This window comes from Loigolactobacillus coryniformis subsp. coryniformis KCTC 3167 = DSM 20001 (assembly GCF_002706425.1).
In the GTDB taxonomy this organism is placed as follows: domain Bacteria; phylum Bacillota; class Bacilli; order Lactobacillales; family Lactobacillaceae; genus Loigolactobacillus; species Loigolactobacillus coryniformis.
In genome coordinates, this window is the sequence record NZ_CP017713.1 from 2,874,481 (window position 1) to 2,888,296 (window position 13,816).

Below are 13,816 nucleotides of genomic sequence, written 5' to 3' on the forward strand. Positions count from 1 at the left end.
AGCTGCGCGTGGACGCAGCCGCTCGTTGTCATACTGCCTACATCCATTGACCGATGTAGTAATGAATAAACATGGTAATGATCCCAACTAATATATTCCGAATAATTGCTGTTTTGACTAGACCATCACCTAACTTGGCACTGAGGAAACCAGTTAGGGCAACTGACAATGTGACTGCAGCGATAGTACTAGGCCACGCCCACGCTGCCGGTGCTAACGTCATCGCAACCAATGGGAAAAGTCCCCCCGATGCTGCTGCGACCAGCGATGAAAAAGCCGCCTGCCAAGGACTCATGTAGTGGCCGAGCTCCAAATCATACTTAACTCGGATCACAGTACCCAACGCGTCTTTTTCCATCAAGGCCTGTGCGATCTCAGTTGCCGTAGCTGTTGTCACCCCACGCGCCTGATAGTACGCTATAACATTGGCTAACTCAGCCGCAAAATTTGACTCCAATAGCGCTGCTTCTTTGGCTACTACCGCTTTTTCCGTATCCTTTTGCGAACTGACTGAAGCATATTCGCCTGAAGCCATGGAAAATGCACAGGCCAGCAGATCCGCTAAACCAGCAATAAAAATCGTGAAGTGATTGGTTGTTGCGGCCGCGACACTGAATAGTACGCCAACCACGGTTAAAATACCATCATTGGCCCCCAGAACGCCAGCTCGCAAGGTATTTGAGCGTTCGGCCATAGTCATTTTGCGTTTTGGTGCTACAGTTGGTTTAATCACTTTCATCATGTTTCAAGGCCTCCTCGACTAAACTAATGGGCGAACAAACTACCAATAACATAGGTGACGATCATCGTTAGTAACCCAGAAATAACGTTCCGCAGCACGGCGCGGCCACGATTGGCGTTGCCTAAAGCTGCCGCCGTATACCCAGTGATGATTAACGCCACGATGACTGCAGCAACCGTTGCGACTACTTTGATCGCTGGCGGGAAAAATGTGATCGAAACTAACGGTAAAATCGACCCCGTAGGAAAAGCAATCATTGAAGCAAATGCCGCTGCGTAAGCACTTGTCTGCTCCCGGGGATTAAAACCATAACGTTCACGGACTGCAGTGTACAAACCATCCTTTTGCAGCATCTCGTGAGTTGCTTTTTCCGCTAACTTGGCTGGGATACCAGTTTGCATATATTTATGTTGGATAAAATCAAACTCATCTTGGTAGTGGTCGTCGAGCACCGCCGACTCTTTTTCGATTGCCCGCCGCTCTGAATCACGCTGCGTATTAACTGAAACATACTCACCCATTGCCATGGAAACAGTCCCAGCCAACATCCCCGCGATCCCAGCTAGAAAAATCGCATTGCTATTGCTAGTAGCACCGGCGACCCCGATAACGATCCCAGCGATTGATAAGATACCATCGTTAGCGCCCATAACACTAGCCCGCATCACATTGATTTTTTCGGCCAATGAACGTTTCTTCTTCGCACGCTCCATATTATAACCCTCTCTACTCCACATATAGTGGTTAATTTTTAACATTGCGACTGGGAATCATGTTTGTTTTGTACATAAGTAGCATGAATCTCATTTATCTTTTAATTTAGAATCATTCTTATTTGTTATCAAATAAATTATAATTTTAATTCTTTTAAAAGTAAAGTCATTTTCACCTTTTTCTAATAAAGCTTGATAATACGCTAATTGAAAACTTTTTTCAGTTCGGATGGTGTTTTAACTTGGAATCATTCTAAAAAAGTGGTTTAATATAGTTGTTAAAAAATAAAACATTTAAATACGTAGTCTCTTTTACAATTTACTTTTAGGAAGGATGACCGCTTGTGACTACTGATGTTACAGATCAAACACTGCAAGTATTGAAAGATCACGGTTTACGGGTCACACCGCAACGCCACATTATACTTTCGTACCTGGCCAGCCATCACAATCATCCATCAGTTGAAATGATCCGGGTGGCGCTAAGCAGAAAGCTGCCAAACTTAGGTGCGGCAACAATTTATAACACATTAAATACGTTTGTTGATCTAGGAATTGTCGTTGAGTTACAAAATGGTGATGGTAGCACGCATTACGACTACTTCGGCACACCACATTATCATGCAATTTGTACCAATTGTGGACGGATCACTGACGTCACTTACCCCGATTTCAGTCAAGTTGAACGTAAACTAGAAGCCAAAACGGCTGAACTCACCGGCTATTTAATTTCCGGTAACCATATGGAAGTTTATGGTTTATGTCCCGATTGTCAAAAAAAATTACGCGTCAACAAAGAAAATATTAAATAGAAACGTGGTACAAAAAGCTTGTCAGCAAAATATTGTTGGCAAGCTTTTTGCGTGGTTGTTGATCCCTTATTTTTAATCCCATATCGTTAAAAAAATTATCCAACACGTTCATCTTCTTATACGTAAAGCCCATTAGTACCAGTATTTTAACCGGTTAAAAAAATAAATTAAAATAGTTGAGTTATTGCTTGCAATCGCTTACAGATAATGCTATATTATGAGTGTGGAAAGGATAAGACCTGACCAGTAGTAAAGGCTCCTCGGTCTCCGGCAGACCACCAAGACATGAAATGGCGGTCGTTGGTAACATTTTAAGTATTATGGATCTAAGTACCATTTAGAAACATTTAAGTCTTCGGCAGACCACCAAGACACACGATGGCGGTCGTAGGCAACACTTAATTGTTCCAAAGTTCTATCAAATCAACGTTGTGAAACGTCGGATCAACAAGTAGCAAATTCTTTCTGGAGGTGTATGTCGCATAGCAGGCATAACCACAGTTCCAACGCTCCTGGTGCTTCGCTGAAACCTAGTTTGAGGGTCTTGAATCCTATCATTAGATAGGTACGACCATACAGATGTAGAAAATTAATAAACAGGTAAGCTAGAAGTTCACCGTATGCGTAAAACTTAATATGAAGGTGTCTAGATATTCAAAAATCTCTGTACGACCAAAGTAGTTTAGGTCAGGCATTTTCCATGATTCGTTAGACTTCAAGACTGAGGAGACTTGAAGTCTATTTTTGTGGTTTCTACACTACTGCTGGCTATTTCAGTTTTAAGTTAAGTGAAATTTGTTACTCTAAATGATCGAACGTTACTTTGGATGTAAGCTGATTCCTGAGACAACTTTTAAGAGAGGGTATAATGAATAAATCATCTCTCAAAAGGAAGGAATTTTTACATGCCAACTCGTTACGACAAAGAATTCAAACAAAAACCTATATAAGCAAGGCGAATCAGCTGCCCAACTGGCCAGAGAATATGGCATTGGCTATTCAACAGTTCATAAGTGGATCCAGGGCCAGGCCAAAACTCAATCCGGTAAATCGCCAGACGAAATCAAAGCGATGGAAAAGCGACTGGCTTCGCTGTCTGAGGAGAACGAAATCCTAAAAAAAGCCCTGGGCTTCCTTGCGCAGAAGTAACCAATATCTTTGATTACATTCACCAAGAAAGCCATCACCACCAGGTAACCAAGATGTGCCGAATCCTCGGTGTTTCCAGAGCTCAGTATTATCGTTATCGATCCCCCAAACCTTCAAAACGCCGGGCCGAAGATGCGGGCTTGAAACAACGGATTCTGCGGATCTTTGCGGAATTTAAGCAGCGATACGGTGTTATGAAGATCCACCATGAATTGAATCTGGAACTTCAACCACTGCAGCTTCGGTGCAGTCCACGACGGATTTCCCGGCTCATGAAGGAACTGGATATCCACTCCGTTACCGTCAATAAGTGGAAAGCGGCTTCGGCTTCCAAAACCAAGGTTGAACAGCGTCCCAACTTGCTTAAGCAGGATTTCTCGACCACTGGTTTAAATCAAAAATGGACCGCTGATATGACCTATATTCAAACGAAGCGTAATGGCTGGTGTTACTTATCAACCATCATGGACCTGCACTCACGACGGATTATCGGCTATTCGTTCTCAAAAAAGATGGCTACTGATTTAGTCTTAAAGACCCTTGAAAGCGCGGTTAAAAATCGAACCATTACTGGGGACCTGATTATCCATACGGATTTAGGATCACAGTATACCAGCGATGATTACAATCAACGTTTAACTGAGCTACATATCCGCCACTCATACAGCCGTAAGGGTTGTCCGTATGATAATGCGCCAATGGAATCCTTTCACGCTTCCCTCAAAAAGGAATGTGTTTATCCAGTGCCGGTCTTTGAAGATTATGAAACTGCCGCTGCCGTCCTTTTTGAATAGGTGCATGCTTTCTACAATAGGAAGAGCATTCATAGTTCACTGGGCTACCAGACCCCCTTACAAGTTGAAATTGCAACACTTACGAGCCAAATGGCCGCCTGATTTAATGCTTTCCAGGGTTCAAATAAGTTATTAATCGCGATTAATGATTTATTTGAGCTGTGGAAGGTAAACGCGGTTCTGAATGTCTCTTAAAATCTGTCTCAAATATTGACTTCAATCCACTGGCTATCAAACACCCAAAGAGCTTTTCTCCGCTGCTTCCGCCGGTTAAGTTAAGTCCATAAAATATGAATATTAATGAAAATACTGATTTAATAGGATTTATCGTGTGGCTAATTTGTTCTTGCAATTTGGGCCCAAAAAATATATAATATACGCGGAGATTGAAAGAGGTCTCTATGTGATGGATATTCTCCAATTCAGCAGAGTCCAATTGATCCACCACATTAAGGCTCTGCTTCATAGCAACTAACAGTCGTTTATAAGGGGGAAAATATTATGAAAAAACTCGTAAGAAATAGCATGCTAGTAGGGGCAGCTGTTTTGGGAATTGGTTCATTGGGTACAGTTGCTCAAGCAGCAACGACACCAGAACCAACGACACCAACAACACCAGTTACAAGTGAGGCTACGGCTGAAATAACGCCTGGAACGATCACTTTAAGTTCGTCCCCTAGTTTCCAATTTGGTAAGGTAGAAGCTTCAGCAAACGATGTTTCGTATAACTCAACTTCCGTATCGGGAGATTTAAAGATTGCTGATGTTGGTACCGGTACTGGATATACTGTAACTGTTGCAGCATCACCATTCACGGCAAAAGGCGGTGCAGCTTTAAAGAATGCACAACTAATATTAAATAATAAAGAAGTAACTCCTATTAAGGCGGATGATGCTGATAATGTATCAACACCTCCAACACTTGTTACAAATCTTACACTATCAAGCTCACCAGTAACCGTTCTTAATGCTGCAGCTGGTAGTGGTGTAGGTGCTTATACTGGAACATATGGTGCTACTGATGCTTCACTTAAGGTCCCAGCTGGTAATATTGGCGGAACCTACAGTTCAACATTAACATGGACATTGGCTAATGCACCTGCTTAAATATAAAAATTGAGGGCTTGTAACTTAATTGTTGCATGCTCTCTCTTTTTCTTCGGGAGATGATATTTTGAAGAAGCGTATTTGGATTTTTATGCTGTTTTTAATTAGTGTCATAACCTTTGGCTGCTTGGGTACCCAGAATGTTTTAGCCGCTACCTCAGAAGCTCAACCAGCAGTGACTTATAATATTGTGCCAGAACTTTCAAATGATCAGATAGATAAAAAAGTTGGTTATTTTGATTTGAAAGTGACGCCAAATCAAAAGTTACAAGCTAAATTTAGGATTAACAATAACGATACTAAAACGCATACTTATACTGTAATGGTGAACCGCGCATCGACTGGTACCAATGGGGTAATAGTCTATAACGAACATAATGTTAAAGCTGATTCATCTTTGAAATACGATATTGAAAAATTAGTTACATATCCTAAGAGCGTCACCGTTGATGCAAAATCCTCAAAAGAGGTAGTCATCGATATTAATGCTCCTAAAGGAAATTTTGATGGCGTATTGTTAGGGGGTATCTGTATCGAACAGGATAATCAAGTCAGCAAGAGTAATGCTAAAGGTGTAACGTTGAAAAATAAGTATAATTATGTTCTAGGGCTACAGTTAAGACAAAGTACTGCTACAGTTGAGCCAAATTTGAAGTTGGTCAGAGCATATGAAGATACTAAAAATGGTCAGATTACAGTCAACGCACTATTAGATAATGATGTGCCAAAATTGGAAGAAAAGGTTGATATTAAGGCAAAGGTAACATCAGAAAATAATAGTAAGGATGTTATCTTACAATCGGAAAAATCAAATATGTCGATTGCTCCGAATAGTTACTTTGCTTATCCAACCAATGTTAATACTGTTATGGGTACTAACAAAGATAAGAGGTTAAAGTCAGGTACTTATATGCTGTATTTGAATGTGAAGGCTAATGATGGTCAAAATACTTGGAAACTCCAACGTAAATTTACGGTTACTGGTAAGCAAAGTCGTGAAATCAATAAGAAGACACCAGTTAAAAATAGTCATGCTAAATCCAATATGGCTATTATCGAAACAGTTGCTGCAATTATAGTGGTTGCTGGATTAGGTGTTTGGTATTATAAGAAACACAGGAAGTAGAATATCTTAAAAATAAAGGACCCAATAACCCAAATGAGTTATTGAAGTGCCCTAAAATTGGGCTCTTTGTCAAATCCTGTTGATGAATAGCTTTTACAGAGTTGAAAGTCATGCGACTTTCAACTCTGTTTTTTTCATTGGTTTTGTTCTCATTTGCCGTAACTTAATACGTGAAATCATATGATGGTAATTACGGAATCCAAATGCTGTGCGTTGAATTTGTTTAATCATTCGATTCATGCCTTCGACTGGGCCATTCGTATAGTCCGATTCACTGGCGTTGAGTACAACCACTAAGTTCTTTTTGAACGTTTGAAACACTGCTTTCATGTAGGGACTTATATTTTGACTTGTATATAGATCTTCCACAAGCTTGTCTTTGTCTTGATTCTTAAGGTTTTCCATGATGCTTTGCATCGACTCGTACGATGCTTTAAGTTCTTCGTTAATTGTCAGTCCTTGTTCTACACGTTCTAGTTGTGTGAGTTGTTTTCGCAGGTGTCGGTCATAAAAGACATGTTCCTCATCTAGATTTCCGGCATACTTCAAATAAAGCCGCCAGGCGAACTTTAACGTGCGATATTCATAGGATCTGTTATTGTACTTTTTCATGGTTTGCACCCGAGTTTGATTAAAAGCCCGAGTCATCATTGCAACGATGTGAAAGCGGTCGATCACAATTTTTGCCTGCGGAAACATTGCCTTGGCAATGTCTTGATAGTAACTATTTAGATCTACGGTAACTGTTTTGACACGTGCTCGAACACTTGCTGGAAATTGTTTAAAATAATCAGTAATACTTTGCTTGAATCGGTCTGGCAGAATTTGTTGAATTTCGTGCTCACCAGCGCCATTAATACAGATGAAATGGAGCCGACCACCAATTCCTCTAAATTCATCCATGGCGAGATGAACCGGTAGATAGTTAAGATTTCTGCGAAATAAGTCATCATAGTTGTCTAAGTAACGACAGACAGTGCTAGCTGATATGCCGGCATCGATCGCAATGCTAGCTTGAGTGCGGTCGTCTTGTAGACTCATAAACACTTTCTGACGCGTGGCTCGGGAGATACAACAGTACTTGTCTACCACATCAGAAGTAGCCATAAACGACGCTTTACAATTACGACAAATGACGCGTTCTTTATGGAGTTCTAAATAAACTGGTTCACTCGCATTCGCTGCCAGATAGGTCACGCGTGATACGTAGTGTCCATTATGACTTAGCTCGCAAAAGCCACAGTTAGCGCAATGTTTCTGGTCGAACTTAACCGTGGCTATATATACTTTTGCGCGCTTAGCTTTAATCACTTGATAGTTATATTTGTAAAAAACTACATTTGGGTCTTTAATACTGAGCGCAAATTTTATATTTATCTACAGGGTCCATAAGTTTTCACGTCCTTTAAAAAAGATGCTGTAGTGGGTGGATTTTTTAGGTGCGAGGCTTATGGGCCTTTTTTATTTTGCACTAAAAAATCCTGCTAATAGATTACCATGTTAAGTAAGCTATCAACAGGAAAAAGTATAGAACCATCATTACGCTAGTCAACGTTAATGTCACACGCTTTAAGTTTTATCATTTTTGATGGAGCTAGATTATAGTTGTTAGTCCTAAAATAAAACTGATCGAACATGCCATTTTTTGCGGCATGTTCGATCAGCTTTTTTTCTTTAAACCAATAACTTATTTATTGCTATTCCACCGCCCGTGCCCCCATTAACCGCAACACCCCCGCCGCGCTACGCTGATTCTGGCACAAAAACTGTAAAAATTGCAGAAATTCGCCGGCGTCAGCTTGACGGTACAAAAACTCACCTAGTACATAGATCGACGCATCAGCCGACAATGGTCGATCTAAAAAGTCATGCTTAGCCAGCTCGTGGCCGACTGGTAATCCTAAATCTGTCATCAAAGCGACTCCTTTCCTAAAAACTAGATAGTATTTGAAAAATGCTGTCAGCTTTTTTCATTACTAATTTGTTTAAACGTGGTCGAAAAAGCCGATTTCTGCGCCTAACCACGCCAGTCAAGCACATCACTTGCTTATTACCCGGCTGCCATGCTTCAACTTGGCGATTTTTGCCTTAGTTGCATGGTCAACGTCCGGAACATTAAAGATTATTAGCAGTCCTTGCTAATAATCCACCACTACTGCGAAGTAGTAGGCTAGTGCTCAAAATCTGGACGCTTTTGCAAACACACTCTAGCAGTCAAAAGCTTCACCGAGCAACGTTTCTAGCTCACTGTGCCATTTATGCGCCGCGAGTACGACTACGCAATCGTTGGTACGCATATTGCGAATCACCAACACGCCGTCTGTGCGGTCTAGCTCACGCACTATTTTGTTCAAATGCATCTTCGCCGTACTAACGGTGACCGTCTCGATCATCAGCTCTCACCTCCTCTACAATAGCGCCATTAGCTGCGCACATCTGCTGGCACCACATCAGTCTGCATCGGCAAATGACCCCCGTCACCCACAGCCACAGCTTGTTCCTGCACTAATTGTGGCGTGAAGCGCATCTGCCCCGGCACAAAGCTAAACGCCAATTCCGCCAGCCGCCCCGACCGATTTTTACGAAAAATCAGATTCAGATGGCGCGTGGCCTTGCGCTCCTCACTCAAACTGGCCGGATACAGAAAACTGACCACATTGGAATCCTGCTCAATACTGCCCGACTCGCGTAAATCAGCTAATTGTGGCGTGCGATCGACGCGTTTTTCCAACTCCCGATTCAATTGCGAGAACAAAATGATCGGAATATCCAACTCGTTGGTCAGCAATTTCAGCTCGCGGGTAATAATCTCGATCTCCTGCCGCCGATCATGCCGCGCCGCCACCCGATCCAAACTGATTATTTGCAAATAATCGATCACCGCCACATACTGACCCGCCGGTGCGTGCAACGCATGGTCCCGGATCACCTTGACGATCTGCGGTAGCACCAACAGTTTATCGTGCAATTGCAATCGCTGCTGATCTAACTGACCCACCGCTGCCTGCACCTGCTGTTTTTCCGCCGCCGACAACTGGAACGGATTGGCGAACTTGCCCACTGCGACCCCAGTAGAATAAGCCACCGTCCGCTGATAATTGTCAGTCGCCGTCATTTCCAGGGAAAATAGATCTACCGTCAAGGCCGCATCATGGCTTAGCGCGCGCTGAATTAGATTAACCGCAAAAGCTGACTTACCAATGCCAGGGCGGGCGCCGATTGTCCAGAGTACACCACCGCGCAGGCCGCCATTGAACACCGCATCCACATTAGAAAAGGTTTTGATGCCGTTAGCTTGCGGTTGAGCCAAGGCTTGCAACAGCTCCGCGCCGTGCTCCGACATACTCCGTGTCGGCAACTTCGGCTGATTCAGCGCTGCTAGCTGCGCACTTTGTACCTGTAACTCGGCTAAATTATCCGCGCTAGGCAAAGCAAAGTAGGCTTGGGCCGCTACTTGCAGCTTGCCTTGCGCATACCAGAAATGCAGCGCCTGCAAGCTATCCTGAAAAATCGCTTCGTCATCAAATGGCCGCTCAAAAGTTTGCCACTCATCAGCCGCAAAGGCCAACGGATAGGCAGCGTTGAAGCGCCGCTGGATCTCGACCCAGTTGCGGTACGGTCCCGGCTCCGCCACCATAAACTGAATAAATTCACGACAACTTTTGACGCCAAACCATTCAGCGTCGATGCTCACCGTCTGCATCATTTCCGGATGATGCAATAAATAATGTACTACCTTAGTGTCCAATGGCATGCCCGATCTCCTCCACTTCCGCTATCGTTGTGCTGACAGACTCTTCTGCCGCCCGGGCGACCACTTGCGTCACATCACCACAACAAAGATTGAATAAATTCGCTAAATAACGCTGCTTGGTCAGCGGCGCCGCCGATTGTACATGTGGTGCTGGCGGTGCCTCCAATAAATACTGGTTAAACTTCGGTCCAAACAAAGTCTGTGGTCGCAAAAACTTCCAATAATCGGTACCATACCAATCCTTGCACTTCCAATCGATCACCTGCTTGATCTGTTTGATCGTCACTTGCTGCTCAAATAATTGCGCTAGCAAAATCTGTGTTGCCGAGTCGTTACTAAATTGTTTGCCTGACTGTTGCCGCAAGTAGGCTAGGATTTTGCCGCTAGATGCCGCTAACTTAGTGCGTTGCTCCGGGGTATATTTTTGCAAAGTCAGTGGAGTGACACCAGTTAAGGCCGCTTGCTGATTTATCGAGCGCGCTTGACTTTTCTGGTCAGGTAAATCAAACTTGATCAGTCCAGTATAGTTGGCCCCAGCATCAGGTGCATAGCGCTCCCAATGACAGATCTGGTAGTGACCGTTACTAGCCGGTCGCATTAGATCGCACTGTGCCAACAAAGCCACCACCGGCGCAACGTATGAACCGCGCTCGATTTTGACCCAGCGCGCTAATTCAGTCAACGTCAACGGTTTGTCTGGATCAGTGTATAGCAACCCATTCTGCCGCAACGCGCCAGCCACGAATAACGCCTTGATCCACAGCATATAGCCAGTGTGACACTGACTACGATTAGCTAATTTTTCTAATTTAGTTAATTCCGGTAAATGTAAAAAATCATCCGGTAGTCTAAATAACGTTCGCAAACCCAGCACCTCTTTTTATTTCTTCACTTATAGATGCCGTATCAACGACCGCTTTTGTGCCACAATTTAGGCAAAAAAAATAGACCACATACAGTAAACGTTGATTTAACGCAACTGACGCGGTCTATTTTTTTAAAGTTTTTGACTAAGAATTACCGTCGATAACGATTTAAATTTTATCGTCAGTGTTGCTGACAACACTGCATCCTGTTGCCCGCAACACCCTTGACCGTTGTTGGCAACACCCAACACTGTTGCACACAACAGTCACTTTTATGACTGCTGCCGGCGTGCTTTGATCAACTCACGCGGCGGAAACCAGGCGTATTGCGCCCGTTCAGTCGCCTCATGGATCGTACTGCAACACTCATCTGTTGCGATATAACAAACATCTTCATCGTGATTAGCGAAGATAAACTGCCGAATCTGCCATGCCGACCACAGTGGTAGCCTTAATCCAGGTATCTCCGGCAAGTTAGCCGGAACAACTAAGTCAACATGACTACTAGGCAGCCACTGTTCGATCGCCCATTGCGTCAACTGGTGCGTATAAATCAGCATTGCGCGCACCTGCGCCAACTTCTTAAGTAACTTCCGCTTGCAGATATGCACCCGAACAATCACTTGCCGTTGTGTTTGCGGCTGCGTAAAAGTCACAAAGGTTGCCTTACTAGTAGTATAAATCGAATCGTACCAGCGACTGCCGATCCATGAAGTTTGCCCCCAGCTAGGTGTGCTCTCCGGTACAAACGAATTCTCCCCCGCAAAATAAAGCGGCTTCCAGCCCAATCTACGTGCTACCCAATGCCAAAATCGCGGACTCGTTAATGACCGCTCACTATACTCGCTGATCAAATCGTTAGACTTACAAGTGGTCAAGATGCAACGCCCATTGATCCCGATCATAGCCGTATAGTATCGCTTACCTTCCATATTAACCGCATGCGCTAAGCTAGCGACATAAACCGTATCAGGTCTTATCACAAATTCATCACTCAACTCAACCAGATCTAACCGCGATTCGATCTGCTCCAAATCAAAATACGGTACGTCGTCGTTAATAAACTTGGGTTTTCGAACTAACATTTTTTAACCCCTTTAAATATCGACGATAATAATTAGCTACATTAATAGCATAAACGACAAAGGTAAACCAGTGCATGAGGAAGCGCTTATTTTTTAATGAAAATATTATTAAGCTTACATTAAAAAAGCTAAGTTAGCACCACCAAAGGCTTTTGCATCAAGAAAGCGTTTTATTTTTATTCGTAAATTCGCCTTTTTTGTCGTTTGCGTACTGCGGGGGTTGACCAGTATGCTTATAGCGTCCTAGACGTCTGGGATCACTACAGAAAAGGTTGTGATCCAATGACAAATCAATTGATCAACACCGCATTTAACGCTGCACTCGCCGATAAAAAGCTGATTTTCGGCGTCTTAAAAAAACTCAACATCACCCGACAGAATCCTGATTTTGACGACTATTTTCAAGAATGCATCCTGGCTTATGTCGACGCGTATTGCCGCTATGCCGAAAATGGCGCCAGCCTTGATCGCCACACTTATCTCTACATCAAACTGCGCCAACGCGTGATTGACTTACTACGCAAACACGACTGTTACCAACGCTACTTCGGCCACACCGCGCCCGATGACCGCAGTAGCGACACCGAACACAGTCTATACCAAGCACTACTCTTGCAGCAACTACTAACTGAACTCCCGCTAACCGAAAACCAATTATTCCGCCTACTTTACCTGCAAGATGACTCGATCACCGAGATCTGCCAACAATTAAAAATTAGTCGCCGCACCGTTTACCGCCGCCGAACTAAGTTATTGGCAAAGTTACAGCAATTATTGTAACGATTGATTTCAGTTACCATGTTCTCAACCAATCTAGACTAAACGCGCCTAAAAAAGCAGATTACTGCGCCTTTTTAGATACCCTGTAGAAAAAAGGTGGCACAAATCGGCCCGCTCATACGGCATCTATAAGTGAAGGGTAAAATAGCGGCCGCTGATTTTCCCCCCTTCAAAAACTGGCGCCTACCACTAAGTTACTCATTAACGATAGAGTAGCGCAGCCATAAACTTAAGGAGGTCATCCCATGGCTATTTTGAAAACAGACTTGCAGATCAAAACCGTCGGCGACAACATCGACGGCGAAGCGACACACAAGTTCGTCAACGTCAAAGAAGGCACCACGACTGAACAATTGGATAAATTCGGTAAGACCATCGCTGAACTAGCCAACGAAGGCTACAGCGCCGCCGTCACTGTTGTGTATGATCGACACGACTACGCAGGTTAGAGTGCGTTGAAAAAGCGCTCAGATTATGGCCTATAGCCTAGCTGGACGATAAGAGACACGCAAGTAGCTCGTTCGAACAGCGTAGCTATACGGAATAAGCTGTTTTTTCGACCACGTTTCGGCTAGAGTGATAAATTAGGCGCTCAGGATTTGAGCATCAGCCTACTACTCCACAAAAGTAGTTGATTATTAGCAAAAACCGCTAATAATCTTTGATGTTACGGGCGTTGACCATTCTTGTGGCAAAATTCGTGCCGCAAGAAACATGGCAGTTGGGTGATAAGAGACACGTAGTGACTCGTTCACACAACGTAGCTAGTCGCAGAAACCTGCACCATTTAGCATGTTTCCACCACCCTTGAGTAACGCGCACCACCCTCATTTTCGCCGCCAAGCGTACGCCCCAACGCCAAATTGCGGAAATGCCGCACCACTAAAT

14 protein-coding genes and 1 pseudogene are annotated in these 13,816 nt (G+C 43.7%); 7 read left to right on the forward strand and 8 right to left on the reverse strand.

What is annotated here, in order from left to right; translation table 11 throughout:
• Positions 1-37: 37 nt before the first annotated feature.
• Both LC20001_RS13880 and LC20001_RS13885 read right to left on the reverse strand, forming a co-directional pair.
• Positions 38-742, reverse strand: coding sequence for a VIT1/CCC1 transporter family protein (locus LC20001_RS13880; protein ID WP_010010386.1), 705 nt, complete (start codon positions 740-742; stop codon positions 38-40).
• Between the two features lie 23 nt (positions 743-765).
• On the reverse strand, positions 766-1,455 hold the full coding sequence (locus LC20001_RS13885) for a VIT1/CCC1 transporter family protein (protein ID WP_010010387.1): 690 nt from the start codon (positions 1,453-1,455) through the stop codon (positions 766-768).
• A 344-nt stretch (positions 1,456-1,799) separates the two neighbouring features.
• Here LC20001_RS13885 and LC20001_RS13890 point away from each other — a divergent pair, with 344 nt between their 5' ends.
• The 5 genes from LC20001_RS13890 (at position 1,800) to LC20001_RS13910 (ending at position 6,443) form a co-directional block, all read left to right on the forward strand.
• Entirely contained in the window at positions 1,800-2,267 is a 468-nt protein-coding gene (locus LC20001_RS13890) for a Fur family transcriptional regulator (protein WP_003677837.1), read from the forward strand.
• Between the two features lie 897 nt (positions 2,268-3,164).
• Complete coding sequence (locus tag LC20001_RS14815; RefSeq protein WP_409338989.1) at positions 3,165-3,416, forward strand: transposase; 252 nt, start codon at positions 3,165-3,167, stop codon at positions 3,414-3,416.
• A 17-nt stretch (positions 3,417-3,433) separates the two neighbouring features.
• Positions 3,434-4,210 (forward strand): IS3 family transposase, encoded by a 777-nt coding sequence (locus LC20001_RS13895; protein WP_258410017.1) that lies wholly within the window; start codon positions 3,434-3,436, stop codon positions 4,208-4,210.
• A gap of 501 nt (positions 4,211-4,711) precedes the next feature.
• Positions 4,712-5,317, forward strand: coding sequence for a WxL domain-containing protein (locus LC20001_RS13905; RefSeq protein WP_056943357.1), 606 nt, complete (start codon positions 4,712-4,714; stop codon positions 5,315-5,317).
• Positions 5,318-5,384: 67 nt separating this feature from the next.
• Positions 5,385-6,443: a WxLIP family cell surface protein gene (locus LC20001_RS13910; RefSeq protein WP_010010390.1), complete on the forward strand. Its 1,059-nt coding sequence runs from the start codon at positions 5,385-5,387 to the stop codon at positions 6,441-6,443.
• Positions 6,444-6,551: 108 nt separating this feature from the next.
• Here LC20001_RS13910 and LC20001_RS13915 read toward each other — a convergent pair.
• From LC20001_RS13915 to LC20001_RS13940, 6 genes and pseudogenes are all read right to left on the reverse strand, one after another.
• Positions 6,552-7,833: pseudogene (locus tag LC20001_RS13915) on the reverse strand (ISL3 family transposase).
• Positions 7,834-8,140: 307 nt separating this feature from the next.
• Positions 8,141-8,356 carry a hypothetical protein gene (locus LC20001_RS13920; RefSeq protein ID WP_010010391.1) on the reverse strand — a complete coding sequence of 72 codons (216 nt, stop codon included), beginning with the start codon at positions 8,354-8,356 and terminating at the stop codon, positions 8,141-8,143.
• A gap of 294 nt (positions 8,357-8,650) precedes the next feature.
• On the reverse strand, positions 8,651-8,836 hold the full coding sequence (locus LC20001_RS13925; protein ID WP_010010393.1) for a hypothetical protein: 186 nt from the start codon (positions 8,834-8,836) through the stop codon (positions 8,651-8,653).
• Positions 8,837-8,865: 29 nt separating this feature from the next.
• The gene (locus LC20001_RS13930) at positions 8,866-10,197 is read right to left on the reverse strand and encodes a DnaB-like helicase C-terminal domain-containing protein (RefSeq protein ID WP_010010395.1); all 1,332 of its coding nucleotides are present in this window, start codon (positions 10,195-10,197) and stop codon (positions 8,866-8,868) included.
• On the reverse strand, positions 10,181-11,062 hold the full coding sequence (locus tag LC20001_RS13935; RefSeq protein WP_010010396.1) for a conserved phage C-terminal domain-containing protein: 882 nt from the start codon (positions 11,060-11,062) through the stop codon (positions 10,181-10,183). Before LC20001_RS13935 ends, LC20001_RS13930 begins: the two co-directional genes overlap by 17 nt.
• A 273-nt stretch (positions 11,063-11,335) precedes the next feature.
• A complete protein-coding gene (locus LC20001_RS13940) occupies positions 11,336-12,148 on the reverse strand; it encodes a hypothetical protein (protein ID WP_010010397.1) in 813 nt (270 codons plus the stop codon).
• Positions 12,149-12,430: 282 nt separating this feature from the next.
• On the opposite strand from LC20001_RS13940, the gene LC20001_RS13945 reads away from it, so the two are divergent.
• Both LC20001_RS13945 and LC20001_RS13950 read left to right on the forward strand, forming a co-directional pair.
• Entirely contained in the window at positions 12,431-12,928 is a 498-nt protein-coding gene (locus tag LC20001_RS13945; protein ID WP_010010398.1) for a sigma-70 family RNA polymerase sigma factor, read from the forward strand.
• Between the two features lie 245 nt (positions 12,929-13,173).
• Complete coding sequence (locus LC20001_RS13950) at positions 13,174-13,377, forward strand: hypothetical protein (protein ID WP_010010399.1); 204 nt, start codon at positions 13,174-13,176, stop codon at positions 13,375-13,377.
• Positions 13,378-13,816 lie beyond the last annotated feature (439 nt).

What these genes read in the sequence shown, in the direction of transcription:
- LC20001_RS13880 (WP_010010386.1), bottom strand. Translation starts at nt 742, where the DNA reads ATGATGAAAGTGATTAAACCAACTGTAGCACCAAAACGCAAAATGACT.
- LC20001_RS13885 (WP_010010387.1), bottom strand. Translation starts at nt 1,455, where the DNA reads ATGGAGCGTGCGAAGAAGAAACGTTCATTGGCCGAAAAAATCAATGTG.
- LC20001_RS13905 (WP_056943357.1), top strand. Translation starts at nt 4,712, where the DNA reads ATGAAAAAACTCGTAAGAAATAGCATGCTAGTAGGGGCAGCTGTTTTG.
- LC20001_RS13920 (WP_010010391.1), bottom strand. Translation starts at nt 8,356, where the DNA reads ATGACAGATTTAGGATTACCAGTCGGCCACGAGCTGGCTAAGCATGAC.
- LC20001_RS13925 (WP_010010393.1), bottom strand. Translation starts at nt 8,836, where the DNA reads ATGATCGAGACGGTCACCGTTAGTACGGCGAAGATGCATTTGAACAAA.
- LC20001_RS13930 (WP_010010395.1), bottom strand. Translation starts at nt 10,197, where the DNA reads ATGCCATTGGACACTAAGGTAGTACATTATTTATTGCATCATCCGGAA.
- LC20001_RS13940 (WP_010010397.1), bottom strand. Translation starts at nt 12,148, where the DNA reads ATGTTAGTTCGAAAACCCAAGTTTATTAACGACGACGTACCGTATTTT.
- LC20001_RS13945 (WP_010010398.1), top strand. Translation starts at nt 12,431, where the DNA reads ATGACAAATCAATTGATCAACACCGCATTTAACGCTGCACTCGCCGAT.
- LC20001_RS13950 (WP_010010399.1), top strand. Translation starts at nt 13,174, where the DNA reads ATGGCTATTTTGAAAACAGACTTGCAGATCAAAACCGTCGGCGACAAC.